Raw genomic sequence first — 21192 nt, forward strand, 5'->3', positions numbered from 1 at the left:
GGATTTTATTCCCCTAATATAAGCATAATTACGCCCGTTATATTATTTGTGTGATTTATATATCTTATTTTTTGACTTGTCACTTGAATGTTTGGCAACGTATCACAAATTGATTTTGATGCTTCAAAAATCCAGTAAATGGTCTAAATATCAACTTACTATATGGTTGTTTAATACTTAATATCTCTGTGTTAATTAAATCCATGTTGAATTTAATTAACATGTTTTAATAGTATCGAGCGGCGTTTTTTAGTGCTCTTTATTGTTGAGATAAATACCAACGTGATAATTAAGCATGTCAGGTAATGTCGTAGAAATAAGGTCATTTTTTAAGAGAAAGGCGTATTTCATATTCGTTCCTATTTGCTAAATATCTAGAGAATACAACGACACAGTAGCGTGTCAGTGTCATTTCACTATAAGTAATGAAGGACTCATATGAAGTTTAAACGATCTTTTCTCGCATTTGCTATCGCTTTTGGTCTCACCGGTTGTGGTGATGAAACTGTGAATCACATTACTAATGCTGATCCCCATGTACCTTCTGTCACGATTCCACCGGTTTCTGGTGTTGCTAAATATGTAAATCCTTTTATTGGCACTGGCGCGGATGGTCACACTTTCCCTGGTGCAGTATATCCTTCAGGTATGGTTCAATTATCACCTGATACTGAAATGGATGGTTGGGGGTCAGCTGCGGGTTATTTTGACCATGGTAAATTAATAGATATTCCAGTGTATGGTTTTTCTCATACGCATTTATCGGGTACGGGTATTACGGATTTAGGTGATGTTCTTGTACTTCCGTTTATAGATAAATCGAGTGCAACGTTTAATACATTTAATAAGAAAAATGAAGTGGCTCAAGCGGGTTATTATTCTGTTGAACTTAATAATGGTGAAATAAAAGCAGAGTTAACAACATCACCTCGTGTTGGTTATCATCGTTATACTTTTAAAGATGGAAACACCCCTTTTATTAAGTTGGATCTTGATCATACCTTAAATAAATCGTGGGGAAATAGAACGACCATTGGCGATATTGAAATTGTGGATGAATACACGATCCACGGTAAACGAAGTTCTGATGGTTGGGCTAATAATCAGCATATTTATTTTTATGCAAAATTTAGTCAGCCAATCATTAAAGCAACCGCTCTGGTTGATGATGTTGAAATTGAAATCGCGCTTAAAAGTGACGTAAGTATCGAAGCGATTCATACCATTGCTTATTTAGAGTTTGCGAAATCAAATAAACCCGTTGAAATGAAAGTGGCTATTTCACCGGTTAGTGTTGAGGGTGCGCAAGGTAATTTAGACACTGAAATTCCTCATTGGGATTTTGCTAAAGTTCGTAATACGTCTTTAAATGCTTGGAACCAAGAATTAAGCAAAATAAAAGTTGAAGGCGGCACCGAAGAACAACGTGAGATTTTTTATACCTCGCTTTACCACGCATCAATTGCACCAATGATTTTCCAAGATGCTGATGGTAAATATCGCGCAATGCGTACTCAGGAAATTAAAGACGCAGGGGAAACGCCAAATTATTCTATTTACTCTATGTGGGATACGTTCCGTGCATTCCACCCATTGCAGACCATCATTAATCCACAGCGAGCAGAAGAATACGCGAATGATTTAATTCGTAAATATGAAGATGGTGGCATTCTTCCTAAGTGGGAATTGCATGGTCACTATACGGGCACGATGATTGGTTTCCCTGCGATTTCTATTATTGCTGATGCGATGGCGAAAGGCCTTAATGTTGATCCTGAAAAAGCAAAAGAAGCCGCTGAATTTACGGCTCGTTACCAAGAGAAAGCACAGTTCGTTAACGCAGGCTGGACAGAAGATCAGAACTTAGGTGCCGCGAACGTAGTGCAAGTAAAAGTGTATGAAGAAAATGGGTTTGTACATCATGGTTATTGGAACTCGGCTTCTTACACATTAGAGTTTGCTTATGGTGACTGGGCAATGTCTGAAATTGCTCGTATGAGTGGTGATGTTGCACTTCAAGACGAGTTTATTGCTCGTGCTGATAACTGGAAAAACCATTGGGATGAGGAAACTGGATTTTTACGTCCAAAAAACCATCCAGAAAGTACTCGTCCAGAAAAACCCGCCTCAGAGTTTAACCATCCAATTGCTAATTGTGGACTGGATAATGGGGTTGAAAAGTGCATATTCGAACCATTTGATCCCTATTATGTAGACGAGTTCGCCTTTACTGAAGGTAACGCATGGCAATGGAAGTTCCAGCCGATGCATGACTTTGAAGGGCTAAAAGAAGCCATCTATCAAGCCGATATTACAAAAGGGAAAGAGACCTCACCGGAGAAGGCGTTCCGTGAAGATCTTGATGAACTTTTTAATGCAAGCTCTGCAAATACGGGCGAAGAACTGCCAGATCTAACAGGGTATGTTGGTCAATATATGCATGGTAACGAGCCATCACACCATATTCCTTATCTATACAACATGACTGATGAGCCTTGGAAAACACAAGAGTACTTAGACCGTATCATGAGTGAAATGTATTCAGCAACGCCAACCGGAATTGTTGGTAATGAAGATGTTGGCCAAATGTCCTCGTGGTACATCATGTCAGCGATGGGGTTCTATCAAGTGACTCCTGTTGATCCAACTTACAGCATTGGACGCCCACTATTTGATAAAGCAGTATTGGCAGTCAAAGGAGGGGAGTTCACGGTTACCGCGGATAACAACAGTCCGCATAATAAATTTGTTAAATCGGTCACGATCAACGGCCAACCACTGACTGATTTTTCATTCGCACACAGTGATATAAAAGCCGGTGGTAATTTGCATTTTGTGATGACTGGCGATAAAAAAGAAGCAATGAAAGCGAATCTAAAATAACCCTACACTGGTGCTGTTTATGCAGCGCCAGTGACTTTTTTAAGTATAAGGATTTACATGAAATTTAAACTCTCTTTCTTAACATTCGCTGTGGTTTTCGGTCTTATTGGATGCGGTGACGAAACCGTGAATAATGTTTATTCTGAAGCCAATGATTCTGATAACCCAATCACATTGCCATTTCCAGCGCTTGAAGGGAACGTCGCTTACATTAATCCATTTATAGGCACAGGCTTTAATGGTCATACTTTTGCCGGTGCTGTTGTACCAGAAGGCATGGTGCAATTATCTCCAGATACTGAATTAGTCGGATGGCATTCTGCGTCAGGATACCATTATGATAAAGATACATTATTCGGCTTTTCTCACACTCATATTAGCGGTGCGGGAATGGGAGGGCTTGGTGATATTCAATTCCTTCCATTCACAGAGGAGAATCAAAAGTACATTGATGAATCCGATGATTATCGTAAGGCAAAATTTGTTAAGTTAGATAAAACAACAGAGGTCGCTGAAGCGGGTTATTATTCTGTAGAAATCGCCGACAATGGAATTAAAGCAGAACTTACCGCGTCTGAACGAGTTGGCTTTCACCGTTATACTTACCCTAAAGGCGAAGCCATGAAGCTTAAGATAGATTTAAACTCTATCTTAAATTCTGATTGGGGTTCAACCTCTCTTCGTAATCAATTGCAGATAAGTAACGACGGCTACACGATTACGGGCGAAAAAGATTCGGCGAACTTTTCTGGTTGGGCGAAGAATCAAAAAGTATTTTTCCATGCCACTTTCGATAAGAAAATTAAAGACGTTTATCTATTAGCTGGTGGCGTTAAAGTAAATGGTTTGATTGCGGAGCACCGTTCTGAGCTGATTTACAACGATGAAGGTGTTGCAATTAAGCGAACAAAAGCCGATGTAACTGCCTATATAGAATTTGAATCTGGTGACAGTCAAGAATTGAACGCACAAGTGGCTATTTCTGGCGTGAGTGCTGAAGGTGCGAAAGGGAATCACGATGCAGAGGCTTATACGGAAGGTAAGTTAACGCCATTTGATCTTGCCCGAGGTAATGCGGTTAAAAAATGGAGCAAAGCGTTAAACTTCTTTATTAAAGGCGGAACCGAAGAAGAAAAAGAGATTTTCTATACGGCATTGTACCACACTAAAATTGCCCCAATCGTATATCAAGACGTAGATAATAGCTTCCGAGGAATGGGGGTTGGTTCTATGCGTAATGGGGAGGGGGAATACCGAATTACTTATGGAACCGCCACTGACGAAAAGCCTAATTTTACGGTCTATTCTTTATGGGATACCTTCCGTGCGCTGCATCCTTTAAAAACGATTACAGAGCCGACCCGAGCGGTTCAATACGCGAAGAACTTAGTTCAAAAGCAAATGGAAAGTGGCTTGCTACCTAAATGGGAGCATATGGGTGACGAAACTGGAACAATGGTAGGTTATCCTGCGGTTGCTGTTATTGCTGATGCCATGACTAAGTACCCAGAAGAATTCTCGCAAGAAGAGAGGGTTCAAGCTCTGAATGCGGCTATCGCTTCGTCAACGTATAAGCCTGAAGAGTTTTCGGAGTGGGATAAACAAGTTCTTGATAAAACATTAACCACACACGTTAAATACATTGAAGACCCCGCGTTTGGCTTTGCTCCTGCTATTCAAAGAGATGCAGAAGGTAATGCGGTGGACCCCGATTACACAATCGAATCCGTATCTTATGGGTTAGAGAATGCTTACTATGATTGGTGTATTTCGCAGATTGCAGAGATGGTGGGGGATGAGGAAAATGCCGCTCTTTATTTAGATCGCGCCGCATTATTTAAACGATATTTTGATAACAATCCAGACAAATACGCTTCAGAAGGTGTGACAGGATTTATGCGCCCAGTAATGGCAACGGGTGATTTTATGACCCCTTTTGACCCGTATGGCACAGCGCATGAAACGGGGAATTATACCGAAGGTAATGCATGGCAGTGGACGTGGTTTGCCCCTCACGATATTGATGGATTAAAAGAGATAATGGGCGGGGACAAAGCGTTTCTAACAAACTTAGATGCCACGTTTTTAGCGAAACCTTCAGGCCAAGAAACGGCCGATATGTCGGGGTTAATTGGTCAAGTTGCTTTTGGTAATGAGCCGTCACACCATATTCCTTACTTATATAATTGGACTTCAGAGCCCTGGAAAACACAAGAAGTCGTTGATTACATTCTTGATGAAATGTATCACGCGACACCTGAAGGTATTGTTGGTAATGAAGACGTCGGCTCAATGTCAGCTTGGTACGTGATGTCTGCAATGGGTTTTTACCAAGTGAATGGCGCGGCACCTATCTACACTGTTGGACGTCCATTATTTGATGAGATTCGTCTTCCTGTTAAAAATGGGTTCTTTACGGTAAGAGCCGCGAATAACGCGGATGAAAATATGTATATCAAATCGGTCACGATTAACGGAAAGCAACTTGAAAGCGGTTTATTCTTTGAGCATAAAGAATTTAAAGCGGGTGGTGATTTAAGTTTTGTCATGACAGGGGATAAAAATGAAGCAATGAAACCTCAAGTGAAGTCATAAACAGTCACTCCTAGGTTTCTGGGCGGTGATGAAGTTGTCGAGGCGTTCGCTTCAAGATATATGAGTTATTAGATCTAAAGCGGTAGGTATAAGCTTACCGTTTTTTTATTATCAGCTTAAAAATTTACCAACTCAAAAGGTAATTATGTAAATTCCTGTCTGTGTTTTAGAACGGTTCTGTGAGTCACTTCAAATCGGTTATGTTATCGCTTTCATATTATCGAGTCAGGTTATTGGTACTCAATAATGCGGAAACAGTTAATTAACGGGACTCTATAATGAAACAGATAAAACCTCTTTTATTTCCTATTGGGCTACTGCTATTAGGTAATTCCTTTTCTGCACTTGCAGAGATAAAAACCGTCACACTACTGAGCACGAATGATATTGAAAGTGTTTATGAACCAGTTGATGCCTTTTGGAATGATGACATCAAGAAAATTGGTGGGATCCCATACATGGCAACGTTAATTAAAAACGTTAGAGCAGAAGAAGAACTAAGCTTTTTATTTGATGCAGGGGATATTTATACAGGCTCATTATCTAAAAAAACAAAGGGGAAATTGTCTTTTGATCTTTATAGCTCAATGGGGTACGACGCAATTACACTCGGCAATCATGAGTTTGAATATGGTTGGCAATCACTAAAAGAAACCATGCCACGAGCGAATTTCCCAGTACTTAATGCGAATATTATGTTTGAAGAAGGGGAAAGCCCATTTGCAGAACCTTACACAATTATTGAACGTGATGGTGTGCGAATTGGCGTGATTGGTGTGATGGGGATTGATGCTTTTTACAATACGATGTGGAAGGGAAATCGAAAAGGGTTAACCATTAATGACCCAATAAAAACAACGCAATATTGGGTAGATAAAATTCATGATGATGTTGATATGGTGGTGGTATTAACGCATCAAAATAAAACGGCCCCAATGCAAACCGATAAAGAAGCGGATGCAGAAGTACAGCGTGGTTTTGATGAAGATTTCGAGATGGCAGGTAAATTAAACAATGTGGATGTTATTTTTGGTGGGCATTCAGATCATGGATTATGGAACCCCGTTGTTCATCCAAAAACAGGTACGGTGATCAGTCTTACTTTTGGTCAAGGTAAATACCTTGGTTATACTCAATTTACTGTAGATACCGAGAAACATGACGTTAAATTTATCGACGGAAAACTTATACCTGTTGAGTCAGAAAAACTAAAGCGTGATGCAAAAACAAGTGCTCTGATTGAAACGGCACGTCAACAATTCCCTGATCTTGCTGAAAAAATAGCAACCATTGATGAAACGGCTTATCGTCGTTATTATCGTGAAGCAAATGTGGGTAATTTAGTGTCTGATATTATGCGTTCAGCGGGTAATGCCGATATAGGAATGATAAGTTCAGGCAGTATTCGCGTTGATCTTAACAAAGGTGATATTACAAAAGAAAATGTAATGGACTTATTCCCGTTCACTGACAAATTATCGGTGGTATCGCTGAGTGGAAAACAAGTGAAAGAATTGGTTGAATACAGTTATTCATTACCTTATGGTTTAGCTCAATTCTCCGGTATTAATGCAACGTATGATAGTACAAAATCTGCGGGGGAGCGTTTGTTAACGTTAAAAATTAACAACCAAAAAGTGAATGACACTCGACAATACAGCGTTGCAACGTATTCTTTTGCTGCCAGTGGTGGTGATGGCTATACTGTTTTTGAAAAAGGTACGCTAGTGTCAGAGGGAGAGTCAGTAACTCAAGTCTTAATTGATGGTATTAAAGCGAAAAAAAGCATTAAAGTACCTAAACTTGGCCGTCAAATTGATGTAAGCCTTACTCGTTAATAATACTCATACTTAGTGGATAATGATGACATCAATTTTTCGTCAAGAATATAATGGTTGTAAATCTTATGGGTGCGCTAATTGTGGTGAATCAGATTTATCACGTTACCATCGTTCTAATCGATTAGGCTATGAAGCTTATCATTGTCCACTTTGTGGTGCTTATCCGCCGGTACTGTTGAATTTTCCTATTCTGGAATTAGCAGATCAAATAACAAAAGATAAAACTAAAACCCAATCGATACTTTTTTGCCGATGTGATTATCAGCCATCGTTTAATTGGCGTAAGTATGGAAAAACGAAAATAGGGACTCAAAAGGTTCAATGTAAACAATGCGGTTCAGTGGATTCGTTAATAAATTCTGATAAGGTTTCTCGTCGTTTACAGCCTTTATGGCGTGGAATAATCAATGGGATTTCTCCACATTTATTACGACAAGAAATACAAAGTAACCCGAAGACTTTCTATCAACAAATCGATGAATTAGTCGATGTATTACATCAAGTGAGTCAGTTACTAGAAATAATGTGGTTGAAAAAAAACACTTCAATAATCTTACAAACGAACAGTCATCATCTTGAATGTCGTTCAGGGTTTCTACGTAAAAAAGTTCCTCAAAAACACACCCGGCTTTGGTGCTTAAATTCAATCATTGCAAGCAACGGCTATCATCTATTATTTAATGACAATCTACTGATTAATAATGACACGGGAGAAATAGAAAAACGAGAAGAGTGTCGTTACAAAATAGAAAAAAAAGAGTTGTCAGTTGTTAAAAATGACAACGTGTTGCTGACGGCTGAAATGACTTACAGTACGATTTTAGCAAGAAGCCAGTTTGACCAACTTGGTTATTGTGACGCAATTTATGCTCAATCGAGTGAGGGAACCTTGGTTAGACCTGTGTATTCTGCGCATGCACATATGCAAACCTTACGACAAATCATCCCTTTTACTACCTCTATTACCTGTGTTTTAGAGCATGAAAGTTTTATTCGAGGTGCAGCAATTACGACGCTGAGTTCTGAGGTAAAAAAAGGGCAGTCTAACTTGTACTATTCCCATATTTATGAATGGCCAGATCCCATTCAGCTACCAGAAAAAATTCATGATGTTGTTTTAGGTAAGCCACTAAGTTGGTGGGGCGAAACATGGCATTGTTTTAATCATCAATACAATGATAAGACGTGGTCAATTGCGGTGGGATCATTAACAAAAAAGAAAGAAGATAAGGTGGATGGTTTGATTGCTTTATTTCCAACACACCCTGATTGGAATCAATTATTTTGGGATGGTTTTCATTCATGGATCTCAAATGAGAGTACAAGAAAAATAAGTCATCGTTATTTAATGCAGTGGGTAAAAGTGTATCGATTCTTATATAACTTTATAGAGGTAGGGAACCGTTTGAATACCAATTTATCCTTGAATATGGAATCGATAGAGGAGTTGGTTACTTTTTTAAATAACTCAGCAATAGAGAGTCGAAATGAAAAAAGCCAGTAATCAGTTACTGGCTTTTTTCATTATTACGCGATGAAGAACGTGCTCAACATCCATAAGGCGAGAATAATAAATATTCCTCCCATGAATTTGTGTTGATACGTTCTAAACTTTATGTTGTTAATTAATGATTTACCAAGGCTACCGACTAAAGCAACCAAAAGTAAATTGAATAGCAGGCCAAGTACATTCAGTAATAAGCCAAGTGCTAGCATTTGCTCACCAGATGTTGCGGCAATATTCGTTGAAACAAACTGTGGTAAAAACATCACAAAGAAAACCAATGCTTTAGGGTTCAGTAAATTACTGACTAAAGCTCGTTGGTAAAAAGTGGTCGCCATTTTTGAACTATCAGCAAGTTCTGGTGCTTCATCAGCCTCAGCCCGAATGCAATCCCAACCCATTTTTAATAAATATATGCCACCTAATAGATGCAGGGCTTTCAATGCGAGCGGGCTCATTGCAATTAAGGCTGAAACGCCTAAAGCGGCAAGCAGCGTTAAGATGATGCCAGATGTAGCATTCCCCAAGCTAGCAAATAAGCCAACCTTACGGCCATAGCTCATGATTGAGCTTGCAATTAATAACATGTCTGGGCCCGGCAGTAATAAAAGGGCAATTACTGCAGTCAAATAAACTGGAAGAATAGATATATCAATCATTATTATATTTTGAATTATAAATTAAGAGGCGAATTTTATAGTAGTAGGAAGGCAAGATCCACGATTAAAAAGTCGCTGAATAATATAAGCGCGATATATTAAAAAACATAGTTTTTATTGTTAATAAAATTGAATGTTCGATAATGCGCAATTTTGTACAAAAGAAATGGGAGGCCTTGCTATATACTCCAATAAATAGGGATAAATGTGTTTATGATGAATGATGAGAAAGTAAAAAAGGAAATAGCACACTACCAAATAACAGAAGAACTTGGTGGGCTTGAAATATTAAATGCTGATTATGAAAAGCAGACTTTCTCACGTCACAGCCATGAAGGATATACGATTGGTGTTATTGAACGTGGTGCTCAACACTTCTATCGGACTGGTGGTAATCATACCGCACCGCAAGACAGTATTATCTTAATTAATGCGGATGATATACATAGCGGTCATTCTGCTACTGATGGAGGGTGGGGTTATAAGGCGATGTATCCTTTGCCTGAGCAATTAGAAAGTTTAAGCAGAGAATTGAGCTATGGACAAGTTGGATCTCCATATTTTCCAGAGCCTGTGGTTTATGATCCAGAGCTAGCGAACCAGTTGAGGCTGGTGTTTACGATGTTGGATCAATCGGATAACCGTTTATTAAGAGAAACCTTAGTCTATGGTGTTTTGGTTAAACTCATGTGTAAGCACAGTAAAGCGCGTTATACCGATGTAACGATTTCAAAAGCTCAAAAGCCATTGTATTTAATTAAAGAATTTTTAGACGACTTCCCTCAAGCGGATGTCTCTCTTGAAGATTTATCACAGCTTAGTAATCTGAGTGCTTATCATCTAGTTAGATCGTTTCAAAAGGCATTTGGTCTTCCTCCACACGGCTATCAAATTCAGTCTCGTTTACGAATGGCACGCAAACTTCTTAAGCAAGGGCATTCCTTGTCTGATACTGCACAAGAAACGGGATTTTATGATCAAAGCCATTTACACCGTCATTTTAAAAAAGCGATGGGGATAACTCCAGGGCAATACCTCAAACTGTTTTAAGCAAGTTTGTACAATCTTAGGTAAAGGAATACAGCTCTAATTATAGGCTGATTTAATTTAATAAAGAGTAGTTTATGGATATAAATACCGCTGCACAGCCTTGTTCTAATTCTCGTCTTTTTTGGCAAGGCACATTCGCTATGCTCCCTCTTAGTATTGCAGTATTACCGTGGGGCTTATTAGCAGGATCATTTGCAATAGATGTTGGATTAACGCCTTTTGAAGGCCAAGCGCTTTCGGCTATATTATTCGCAGGATCAGCACAGCTCGTTGCCATGGGGATGATCAAAGCAGGAGCAGGGCTAACCACGATGTTATTGACCACGTTTTTTATTACGTCACGCCACTTTCTCTACAGCGTGTCGATGAGAGATAAGATCAGTCCTTTGCCACTTCGTTGGCGTTTGCCGTTGGGCTTTCTGCTGACGGACGAATTATTTGCGGTATGCGGGCATCAATCAAAAAAACAGTTTAATCGGTGGTATGCATTAGGGGCAGGGTTCAGTTTCTATTTCTTTTGGAATGTTGCTACGTTGGCTGGAATTATTGCAGGCAGTTATCTTCTCTTATTAAATGAATTGGGGTTAGAGTTTGCTGTTGCCGCTACCTTTATCGCGATTGTCGTACCTACCATAAAAAACATACCAGTATTGGTCTCGGTGTTGAGTGCGTTGCTACTTTCTGTCGTATTAAATTATTTCTCAGTGGAAGGGAGTTTGATGATAGCAAGCATTGGTGGCATGTGTTTAGGGTATTTAACGGAAACGCTAAGAGGGGGTAAATCATGATATTTTTATCGATTTTAGCCATGACGACATTGGTGTTTTTAAGCCGCTATTTATTTTTAGAACCTAAACTCCCACTGCGACTTAATGCTCAAACGCAACGGTTATTAAGTTATTCTAGTCCGGCGGTGTTAACCGCTATTTGGGCTCCAATTGTGTTTATGCCAAACAATGAGTTGTCTCTATCTGGTTCTAACCCGTACTTATGGGGCGCATTAATTGCGGCAGTAATCGCATGGAAAACTAAGAATGTATTATTGACGACCATTGTGAGCATGGTGGTGTTTTTAGTGCTGAATTTATGGGTATTTATAGGGTAAGGCTATCTTGCGACCCATTCTGCTTCTATTAGGGTTTTATCGCCTGATTTTAAGCGACTAAGAAAAATATCACCGCAGTGGATTTCGCCTACGCCTTGTGGGGTTCCACTCATGATCACATCTCCATCATATAATTGAGTATAACTTTGTAGATCTGCAAGGATGGTTTCTGGAGAATAAATCATTTGGCTTACGTTGCCGCATTGTACGCGCATGCTATTTATAAACAGTTCAATTTGAAGTGTATTAATATCAATCGTGTCTAAGGGAATAAAGCGACTAAATAGGGCCGAGCCATTGAACGCTTTTGCTCTTTCCCACGGTAATCCTTTCTTTTTTAGATAAGATTGTAACTCACGCTTAGTCAGATCAAGCCCAATAGCCACTGCAGACAGTTGTGCATTTTCGATTAAAAAACAGATTTCAGCTTCATAATGTAAGGTTTCTTGGTGAAAAGAAGACAGCGTAGAGCTAATGCAAGAATTGGGTTTATTGAACACGACCATTTGCTCAGGAACCGCATTGTTTAGTTCATTGATATGAGCATGATAATTTCGGCCAACGCACAACAATTTACTTGGTGTAATTCGTTTTTCTCCAATACGAATCGTGTTCATTTTCCTATCCTTGGTAGAAGTGAAGAGGCAGAGTTTACCTGATCTTGTTATGCTTACATTTAATTCTGTTGAGTTTTTGTCCAAAATTAGATCTCTAGCTCAACTATTGACGACATGATATAGCGTTCTGTTGCGATCTATTGTGCTGTTAATGAGATAAGTAAAAGTGAATGCTAGAATAGAGACTCTCTTACTATTTATGGGCCATTGAATGATTAATTGGATTCAGACACCTAAAAACCCAGATGTAGCTAAATACATTGATTGTTATTGGTTTCTAGAAAGAACGGATGATTCAAACAGTAACCCATTTCCAAAATTGAACCCTGAGCCAGCGGGACATTTAATTATTGCAGCCTCTACGCAAGGATATAATTATGATATTGAGTCCGACTTAAAAAAAGGGCAGGGTAGTCATTGGCTGTTCCCTTACAGTAAGACCTTACAAATGGATCACACGAAAGGGTTTTCTATTATTGGGATAAAATTTCAGGTTGGGGCATTGTATTTATTAGGTATTGAGCCAAAACAACCTGTTGTTAATGAGATTGTAGATACAAATATTAGTGATTTTCTGTGCGTAAAAGAGGGAGAGCAAGTGCTCTTATTGCAGCAGGCAAAGAGCGATTCAGAACAATTAAGCCTTCAGCTAGATGACCTTTTTCAGTCTTTATTTACTGCGGTAAAAGAAGATAAGCACTACGTATTAACAAGAAAGGCTATCCCATTATTAGCAACAACCCCGATTGCTAAGTTAGGAGAATTACTTCATTGTTCGCAAAGAACATTAGAACGAAGTTTTTTACGCGTGACGGGTTTTACGTTAAAGCAATGTCAATCAATGAACCGGTTAGAAGCGATGCTTACCTACTTATATCAGCGTGAAGAACACGAGATCAATTGGACGACGGTTGCGCATGAATTTGGCTTTAGCGATCAACCTCACTTGATCCGTTATTTAAAAAGCACTTTGGGCGTAACGCCGAAGGAATACGCAAAGAACAGAGATTTGACCATTGATATTTATGGTGGTATTGAGTCGTTATAAATAGAAATAAAAAAGCTAACCATTAGAGTTGATTGGTTAGCTTTTTTGATGATTAGTGATTAACGCTAAGATTAAAAATCAAACTGAACAATACGGTGTGATGAGGAAAAACCTGCATGAGTAATGGCTTTTTGTGAGGCGATATTCGATTTTTCAGTTGAGCACATGGCCGTTAATCCTTGGCTGTTTGTTAATGCAACTAAGTACCTTAATACTTGCGCACCCAGTCCTTTTCCTCGTTTTGATGTGGCAACAACCATCCCGAGGTCCGCATAATCTGTTTGATGTTCATTAAATAAGCGACATTCGCCTGCTGCGATAAGTTGAGATCCATTCCAATGGCCAAAGAGTTCTTGGCGACTGATTAAATTTGCATAATAGCCAGATACCCATTTTTCGGGTGCGCCGATGTTTTCTTTTGCAAATTCAACAAACTCAGAGAGCTGATCTAGGGTTGCCACTGCCATGGTAAGGGATGACTCTTGAGGAGTAGTGAGTGCTTTCACTTGTTGATACATGAATCCATTCACTTGCATTTCTTGTTGTTCATCAAGACATAGTGAAAAATAGTGAGATTCAGCCGTACTTGCAAAAGCCCCATTCACTTTACCTACTGGCGATTCTATTTTGCTAATAACAGAAGTGAAAATGTCAGCCGCGTGTACATAATGACGTTGATTTACATAAAACTGCAATAAGTAACCATCACTGTTGACGCAACAAAAGCCTATCAATTCTTCATTGTGATAAAAACCAAAATGAGTTGCCATTGGAACAAAACCACAGAGCCACATGCCATCTAATGGTGCTGTTGCTTGATTTATATATTCTGTTTTTAGAGTACTAAGTTCATTCAGTTCTTCAATTTTTATTATATTAATCATTGTTTCTACCTGTATAGAGAAAGACTAAATGACGCATCAGGCCATCATTTATCTGTTTATTATTTTGAATTATTTCTTAGGAGTAATAGTAGATATAAATGAAAAAAGAAGATTGAATAAAAGCGACAATTTGAGACGACAGAAATAAGGTTCTTAATACGGTTATTTTTGAAAATTAAATAACCATTTTTAAATTATGGTTATTGAGATAATAGTCACTTAAAAAAATTTAAAAAATCGTAATATCTTTGTTTTATAAGTAATTTTGGATTGAAAAAATGAATGTAATAGAACGTTTTTTAGGTTACACAAAGATCAATACAACCACAAATCAAGCGAATGGTGCTGCTGGTATCATGCCTTCAAGCACAGGCCAATATGAATTAGCGTGTTTGGTTAAAAAGCAATTAGAAGATCTAGGTTGTGTTGATATTGTTCTTCGAGATACCGCTATTCTTACCGCTACTTTACCGTCTAACTCCAAAAAACAATTACCAGCTGTTGCCTTCTTTGGACACCTTGATACCAGTTCAGAGCGAATTGAAGATACGCATGCAGAGGTGGTTCGTTATGAAGGGGGAGATATTCCATTATCTACTGGTCCAATTCTTTCTCTAAAAGAGCAGCCAGAACTTGCAAATTATGTTGGGCAAGAAATCATAGTGAGTGATGGACAATCATTACTTGGTGCTGATGATAAAGCGGCGATTGCTGCCATTTTAAATGCATTGCAGTTTTTCCACGAAAATCCAGAAGTTGAGCATGGAACGGTAAAGGTGGGTTTTGTTCCTGATGAAGAGCAAGGGCTTCTGGGAGCAAATGCATTTGATGTGAATGAGTTTGGTGCTGATTTTGCTTACACACTAGACTGTTGTGGAATTGGTGAATTTGTTTGTGAAAACTGGAACGCAGGTAATGCAGTGGTTACATTCACAGGACAATCTGCACATCCGATGAACTCAAAAGGTAATTTGATCAATTCTTTGTTGTTAGCCAATTCTTTCATGACCCAATTCCCTGCAAAAGAAACGCCAGAACACACCGAGGGGCGTGAAGGTTATTATTGGATGAAAAAACTTGCAGGAAATTCAGCGAAAACCATTCTTAATATGGATATTCGAGATTTTACGGAAGAAGGTTATGCATATCGAAAAGCCTTTATTGCCGAACAAGTAAGTATGTTTAATGAAGCGAATAACAATCGAGCCGTTCTTGAAATGAGTGATCGTTATAGCAACGTGCATAATTTTTTAAAAGACTCTACATTGCCTGTTGATTTAGCAATGGCGGCTTATAAAGAAAATGGCATAGAACCAAAAGTGATCCCTATGCGTGGTGGTTACGATGGGGCAGTGCTTTCAGAAAAAGGTTTGCCATGTCCTAACATTTTTACTGGCGCCCATAACTTCCACTCAATATTTGAGTATTTGCCTGTACCATCACTAGTGGCTGCAAGTAACGTGGTTAAGACAATTATTATCAATTTAACTGAGCATGAAGGTATATAAATATGGCTCAGTTAATATTGGTTCTTATTGTTGTCGTTATTGCCGCCAGAATGATTCTAAAAGGCTACAAAGCAGAGCCTACCTTATTAATGTCAGGGACTGTTTTAATTTTTGCTACTGGGGTATTTGGTTGGGGACCGATGCTACCAGCTTCTGTGGCATCGACTAATTTTTCAGGATTTGACCCGTTTAAGTATATCCAATTTTTGATGGGATATCGTGCGGGAGCATTAGGCTTGATGATAATGGCGTTAGTCGGATTTGCTGATTATATGAGTCATATTGGTGCTAATGATGTCGTCGTTCGCTTAGCCACAAAACCATTAAGTCGCATTAAAAATAAAAATATCATGTTGTTCTTTGCTTATTGTATGGCGAGTATTCTTCAACTCGCAATTCCATCAGCAACTGGATTAGGCGTGTTATTAATGGGTACCCTGTATCCTGTAATGTTAGGCTTAGGTCTTTCTCGTGGTAGTGCTGCAGCGGTTATTGCTAGCTCATTGGCGGTAAGCTTTACCCCAACGGGTGTTGATGCTATTCGTGCCAGTGAAGCATTAGGAATGGATTTAATGAGTTACGTTTCTCATTACCAAGCACCAACATCGATTGCAACAATGGTAGTGATCGGGATTATGCATGTTATCTGGCAAACCCATGTAGATAAAAAACACCCAGAGCAATTTGAAGCCGCCGCACTGACTGAATCAAAAAAAGGGGGGGCTGCGCCGAGTTACTATGTAATGCTACCTTTACTTCCTATTATTATGGCTGTTGTTTTTTCTAAATTAGTGGTTTCAACCATCAATATGGATGTGACAACAATCGTCTTTGTTTCCATGTTTGTCGCCATGCTGTGTGAATGCGTTACGAAAAGAAGCTTAAAGATTGTGTTTGATGGCTTTGGTGTCTTTTCAAAAGGAATGGGAAGTGCGTTTAGTAGTGTCGTTATTTTATTAGTGGCAGCTGGTGTTTTTGCGTATGGTATTCAAGCGACTGGTGCTATTTCTAACTTAATCATGCTTGCTGAATCGGTTGGTTTACCAAGTGTTGCTATGACGTTAGTTTTTGCTGTCGTTACCTTAATGGCAGCAGTGATTATGGGGTCAGGAAATGCACCATTCTTAGCGTTTGTTGAATTAATTCCAACTATCGCAGCAAGCATGGGAGCGAATACCGCAGCGATGTTAATGCCAATGCAACAAGCTTCGGCAATTGGTCGTGCGATGTCTCCAGTGTCGGCGGTTGTTATTGCGTCAGCAACAGGGGCGAAGTTGAGTCCCTTTGATGTTGCTAAACGAACTTCTGTACCTGTGCTTGTCGGTTTTGTATTTCATTTTATTATCGTATATGCATTTTATAGTTAAGTTACGTTTATATTTTTGATAAAAAAAAGCCACACTCCCTAAAATTCTCACAAAATAGGGGAGTGCGGCTTTCTAATTCTTTGTTTGCAAATGTACGTGTTTTATATGACTCGATTAACGAAGGATCATTTGCTCACGTTCAGGACCTACTGACACCATACTTACTGGTACGCCCATTAACTCTTCAATACGTAATACATACGCTTGAGCTGCTTTTGGTAGGCTTTCAAAAGTACGACAGCCAGTGATGTCTTCTTGCCATGCTTCCATGTTTTCATATACAGGGCTTAATGCAGCGGTTTGAGGCCAGATTGGGTTCTCAGTGTGTTCGCCAGCGTAAGACGTACAGATTTTAAGATCCGCCATGCCACTTAAGCAATCGATTTTTGTTAATGCGATTTCAGTGGCTGCTTGTAGTTCAACACCGTTGCGTGTTGCTACTGCATCAAAATAACCCATATCACGTGGACGACCTGTTACAGCACCATATTCGTTAGCCGCTTCACGGAAGTTATCTTGCTCTTCCATTGCGGTTACTAAAGTACCCGTACCCACTGATGAACTGAATGATTTAGCAACGGCAATAATTCGTTCAGGACGCAAAGCAGGTAAACCGCTGCCGATACCAGCATAAGCTGCGGTTACGTTTGAAGAGGTAGTCCATGGGTATTCACCGTAAACTAAGTCACGACCCGCGCCTAACTGTGCTTCAAACAATAAGTTTGCATCGTTCTTTTGCATTACTTTTAGAGGCTCAGTCACGTTACAGATGAATTTACGCCAAGGTGCAGTTACTTCTAAAAGCCATTCTGTCATTTCTTCAGCGGTTTGGCTGAAATCACATGTTGGATATAGTGCTTTCAGTTGTGGCATTTTCCAATCAAGCATGAATTGAATACGCTCAAGCAATACTTCAGGTTGTGTTAACCAACCAACAAGGATGCCTTTTTTCATTACACGGTCACCGTACGCAGGAGCAATACCTTGACGAGTCGAACCGTAAGCGCCATCGCCTAAACGTAATTCTTCTAATGTATCTTCAAGAGCATGAAGAGGAAGACAAAGCGTAGCACGGTCAGAAATGTGCATTTTTACCGTAATACCAGCCGCTTTTACTTCTGCGATTTCTTCACTTAATGCCGCAGGGCTAATTACCATGCCAGGGCCAAGAATCGCTGTACAATCTGGGTTAAAAATACCGCTTGGAAGTTGGTGTAGTTTAAAGGTACCGAAGTCATTTACCACGGTATGACCGGCGTTATTACCACCTTGAAAACGAATGCTTGCAGACGCGTCAGCAGCAAGAAAATCAACGATACGGCCTTTACCTTCATCGCCCCAATTAGCACCAACAACAACAATAGACGGCATAACACAAACTCCTAAATGATTAAGACGCTATGCTAATCCCAATAATGCAATATGAGAAATTAATTATAATTATCGACTTGATAAGAAATCCATATAACATATTGCGTGAAATCTATTCAAAAAGAGGGTATGGGAATGCTTGATCTTCATTGGCTTAAAACATTTGTAACATTGGCAGAGTTAAAACACTTTGGTAAAACAGCCACGGCTCTACACATGACGCAACCTAACGTTAGTTTACATATCAAGCAGTTAGAAAGTACAACTCGAGTGAAGTTGATTGAAAGAAACCCATTTCATTTAACTGAAGCGGGCGTTCGATTATTAGAAACCAGTCAAAATACATTAATGGAGCTGCAAGTGTGCCAAGCGGATCTCAACGCCATTAATGATTTAAGCCGGGGAACGTTGACGATTGCAGCGAGCGATATTATTTCTCGTTTATTATTGATCGGACCTTTTCAACTATTTAAACAAGAATTTCCAGGGATCGATTTTTCACTACTTAATACAACGTCATCACAAGCATCAGAATTAGTGAAAAGTGCAGAAGCCGATTTGGGTTTTGTTATTGCTCAAAAAGAGAGTCAACCGCTTCATTTTACTGAACTTCAGAAAATAAAGTGGTGCGCATTGGGGAATAATCTTGAAAAGTGGCAACAAGCGAATTTTGATCCTACTATTGTTTTAGACAGTGAACCTACGCTCATATTATTAGGTCATGATACACGAACACGAGATTTACTTGATTTGGCGTTGCCATCCTTGAATTTACCTAAGTACCGAATCATGGAGGTGGGCAGTGTCGATGCTCAGATTGATTGGGCTGAGGCAGGGTTTGGTGTTGCAATTGTTCCTGAATTTTCTATTCACCCAAAGCGAAACCTTAAAACGACAGTAACGCCATTATCGAAATTCCCAACAACCAGCTTAGGTTACATTGTTAGGCAGAATCAGATTTTATCTAAAGCAATTAAACAGTTACTTAAATGGGTGGATGAAGAAATTATTCGCTCTCAAAAATAGACGGTTTTCACTCTCCAGTTTATGTGGCAGGTGTCTTGTTTTTAGGGGCTTCACGTAATGTTCGTGCTACTGAAAATTGATTTTAAAAGCACCTATGTTTTAAAAAATGGGTAGCAAAGTATATTGACATCATCAATTAAAGGGAATAAAAGTGTAACTAAAGATTAATGAGTAAGTAATTGACACTGTTATTAATTATTTACTCATTAAGGCCGAATCCAATCAATTCGACAGTTTATATTTTATTGTTTGTTTAATTCAATGGAGCTAAAACGTATGCCTCTTCATTCTAAAGATACAGTCAGAGACGATCTTCTTGATGATGTTTATTCATCAACTGACCTTTCCCTATCTATGCCAAAATACAAAATGCCTGAGCACGAACATGATCCTCGTCATGCTTATCAAGTTGTTCATGATGAGCTAATGATGGATGGGAATTCTCGACAGAATTTAGCGACCTTTTGCCAAACTTGGGTTGAAGATGAAGTCCACAAACTAATGGACGAATGCATCGATAAAAACATGATCGATAAGGATGAATATCCTCAAACCGCAGAGCTTGAAGCGCGTTGTGTGCATATGTTGGCTGATTTATGGAACTCTCCAGATGCAGAAAATACGTTAGGTTGTTCTACTACGGGGTCAAGTGAAGCCGCAATGCTCGGCGGAATGGCGCTAAAATGGGCTTGGCGTGAAAAAATGAAAAAACTTGGCAAACCAACAGACAAACCAAATATGATCTGTGGTCCTGTTCAAGTGTGCTGGCATAAATTTGCTCGTTATTGGGATATTGAATTACGTGAGATCCCAATGGAAGGCGATCGTCTAATTATGACGCCTGAAGAAGTGATTAAACGTTGTGATGAAAATACCATCGGTGTAGTTCCAACGTTGGGTGTGACATTTACTTGTCAGTATGAACCAGTAAAAGCAGTGCATGAAGCGTTAGATAAACTACAAGAAGAAACTGGTTTAGATATTCCAATGCACATTGATGCGGCGAGTGGCGGTTTCTTAGCCCCATTCTGTGATCCTGAGTTAGAGTGGGATTTCCGTTTACCTCGTGTGAAATCAATCAATGCGTCAGGCCATAAATTTGGTTTGAGTCCATTAGGTGTGGGTTGGGTTATTTGGCGTGATGCGTCTGCATTGCACGAAGATCTTATTTTTAACGTGAACTACTTAGGTGGCAACATGCCTACTTTCGCGTTGAACTTCTCTCGCCCTGGCGGCCAAATTGTAGCGCAATACTATAATTTCTTACGTCTAGGTAAAGAAGGGTACCGTAAGATCCACCAAGCGTGTTACGACACGGCGGTGTATCTTTCTGCTGAAATCGAAAAAATGGGCATGTTTGACATTATTTATGATGGCAAAGGTGGTATCCCTGCAATGAGTTGGTCGCTTAAAGAAGGTGTTAATCCTGGGTTTAACTTGTTTGATCTTTCAGATCGAATTCGTTCTCGCGGTTGGCAAATTGCCGCTTATGCAATGCCACCAAAACGTGAAGACTTGGTGATTATGCGTATTTTAGTTCGTCATGGCTTTAGCCGAGATCAAGCTGATCTACTGGTTGCCGATCTGAAACATTGCATCGAGTTTTTCGATAAGCACCCAATCTCCCATGGTAGTGATGAAGTTGAATCTTCAGGCTTTAATCACGGTTAATATTTTTTGGGCCGTTTTTACGGCCCATTTTTTTAATGCGCTTCTATCAATATCAGTAGAAGC

16 protein-coding genes are annotated in these 21192 nt (G+C 39.4%); 12 read left to right on the forward strand and 4 right to left on the reverse strand.

All coding sequences use genetic code 11. The annotated features are described in order from the left end of the window. Window positions 1-438: 438 nt before the first annotated feature. The 4 genes from AACV33_RS06465 to AACV33_RS06480 all read left to right on the forward strand — a co-directional run bounded on the left by AACV33_RS06465 (window position 439) and on the right by AACV33_RS06480 (window position 8823). Window positions 439-2883, forward strand: coding sequence for a GH92 family glycosyl hydrolase (locus AACV33_RS06465; RefSeq protein WP_182699974.1), 2445 nt, complete (start codon window positions 439-441; stop codon window positions 2881-2883). Between the two features lie 57 nt (window positions 2884-2940). Next, window positions 2941-5478 carry a GH92 family glycosyl hydrolase gene (locus tag AACV33_RS06470; protein ID WP_182699975.1) on the forward strand — a complete coding sequence of 846 codons (2538 nt, stop codon included), beginning with the start codon at window positions 2941-2943 and terminating at the stop codon, window positions 5476-5478. A 278-nt stretch (window positions 5479-5756) separates the two neighbouring features. Further along, the gene (locus AACV33_RS06475) at window positions 5757-7316 is read left to right on the forward strand and encodes a bifunctional metallophosphatase/5'-nucleotidase (protein WP_182699976.1); all 1560 of its coding nucleotides are present in this window, start codon (window positions 5757-5759) and stop codon (window positions 7314-7316) included. A gap of 22 nt (window positions 7317-7338) precedes the next feature. Then, window positions 7339-8823 (forward strand): hypothetical protein, encoded by a 1485-nt coding sequence (locus tag AACV33_RS06480; protein WP_182699977.1) that lies wholly within the window; start codon window positions 7339-7341, stop codon window positions 8821-8823. Window positions 8824-8846: 23 nt separating this feature from the next. Here AACV33_RS06480 and AACV33_RS06485 read toward each other — a convergent pair whose 3' ends face one another. Beyond that, window positions 8847-9482 carry a LysE family translocator gene (locus AACV33_RS06485; protein ID WP_182699978.1) on the reverse strand — a complete coding sequence of 212 codons (636 nt, stop codon included), beginning with the start codon at window positions 9480-9482 and terminating at the stop codon, window positions 8847-8849. Window positions 9483-9695: 213 nt separating this feature from the next. On the opposite strand from AACV33_RS06485, the gene AACV33_RS06490 reads away from it, so the two are divergent. The 3 genes from AACV33_RS06490 (at window position 9696) to AACV33_RS06500 (ending at window position 11637) form a co-directional block, all read left to right on the forward strand. Further along, window positions 9696-10532, forward strand: a complete 837-nt coding sequence (locus AACV33_RS06490) for an AraC family transcriptional regulator (protein WP_017020600.1) — start codon at window positions 9696-9698, stop codon at window positions 10530-10532. Between the two features lie 74 nt (window positions 10533-10606). After that, window positions 10607-11320: an AzlC family ABC transporter permease gene (locus AACV33_RS06495; RefSeq protein WP_182699979.1), complete on the forward strand. Its 714-nt coding sequence runs from the start codon at window positions 10607-10609 to the stop codon at window positions 11318-11320. Continuing rightward, window positions 11317-11637: an AzlD domain-containing protein gene (locus tag AACV33_RS06500; RefSeq protein ID WP_017020598.1), complete on the forward strand. Its 321-nt coding sequence runs from the start codon at window positions 11317-11319 to the stop codon at window positions 11635-11637. The genes AACV33_RS06495 and AACV33_RS06500 overlap by 4 nt, the downstream gene beginning before the upstream one ends. Before the next feature lie 2 nt (window positions 11638-11639). Here AACV33_RS06500 and AACV33_RS06505 read toward each other — a convergent pair whose 3' ends face one another. Next, window positions 11640-12254 carry a fumarylacetoacetate hydrolase family protein gene (locus AACV33_RS06505; protein WP_182699980.1) on the reverse strand — a complete coding sequence of 205 codons (615 nt, stop codon included), beginning with the start codon at window positions 12252-12254 and terminating at the stop codon, window positions 11640-11642. Window positions 12255-12465: 211 nt separating this feature from the next. Between AACV33_RS06505 and AACV33_RS06510 the strand changes: the two genes are divergently transcribed. Then, window positions 12466-13302, forward strand: a complete 837-nt coding sequence (locus AACV33_RS06510; RefSeq protein ID WP_017020596.1) for a helix-turn-helix domain-containing protein — start codon at window positions 12466-12468, stop codon at window positions 13300-13302. A 71-nt stretch (window positions 13303-13373) separates the two neighbouring features. On the opposite strand, the gene AACV33_RS06515 is transcribed toward AACV33_RS06510, so the two are convergent. Beyond that, window positions 13374-14186 carry a GNAT family N-acetyltransferase gene (locus tag AACV33_RS06515; RefSeq protein WP_182699981.1) on the reverse strand — a complete coding sequence of 271 codons (813 nt, stop codon included), beginning with the start codon at window positions 14184-14186 and terminating at the stop codon, window positions 13374-13376. 278 nt (window positions 14187-14464) lie between these two features. On the opposite strand from AACV33_RS06515, the gene pepT reads away from it, so the two are divergent. Together pepT and dcuC are read left to right on the forward strand one after the other, a co-directional pair. Continuing rightward, window positions 14465-15694: a peptidase T gene (gene pepT, locus AACV33_RS06520; protein WP_023603058.1), complete on the forward strand. Its 1230-nt coding sequence runs from the start codon at window positions 14465-14467 to the stop codon at window positions 15692-15694. A gap of 2 nt (window positions 15695-15696) precedes the next feature. Then, complete coding sequence (gene dcuC, locus AACV33_RS06525; protein ID WP_182699982.1) at window positions 15697-17061, forward strand: C4-dicarboxylate transporter DcuC; 1365 nt, start codon at window positions 15697-15699, stop codon at window positions 17059-17061. A 114-nt stretch (window positions 17062-17175) separates the two neighbouring features. Here the strand turns inward: dcuC and AACV33_RS06530 are convergent, their stop codons facing one another. Continuing rightward, complete coding sequence (locus tag AACV33_RS06530) at window positions 17176-18432, reverse strand: adenylosuccinate synthetase (RefSeq protein WP_065610699.1); 1257 nt, start codon at window positions 18430-18432, stop codon at window positions 17176-17178. Window positions 18433-18567: 135 nt separating this feature from the next. On the opposite strand from AACV33_RS06530, the gene AACV33_RS06535 reads away from it, so the two are divergent. Both AACV33_RS06535 and AACV33_RS06540 read left to right on the forward strand, forming a co-directional pair. After that, window positions 18568-19458, forward strand: a complete 891-nt coding sequence (locus AACV33_RS06535; RefSeq protein WP_065610698.1) for a LysR family transcriptional regulator — start codon at window positions 18568-18570, stop codon at window positions 19456-19458. Between the two features lie 276 nt (window positions 19459-19734). Next, window positions 19735-21129 carry a glutamate decarboxylase gene (locus tag AACV33_RS06540; RefSeq protein ID WP_012549936.1) on the forward strand — a complete coding sequence of 465 codons (1395 nt, stop codon included), beginning with the start codon at window positions 19735-19737 and terminating at the stop codon, window positions 21127-21129. Window positions 21130-21192 lie beyond the last annotated feature (63 nt).

The organism is Aliivibrio sp. SR45-2 (assembly GCF_963890165.1).
Taxonomy (GTDB): Bacteria; Pseudomonadota; Gammaproteobacteria; order Enterobacterales; family Vibrionaceae; genus Aliivibrio; species Aliivibrio salmonicida.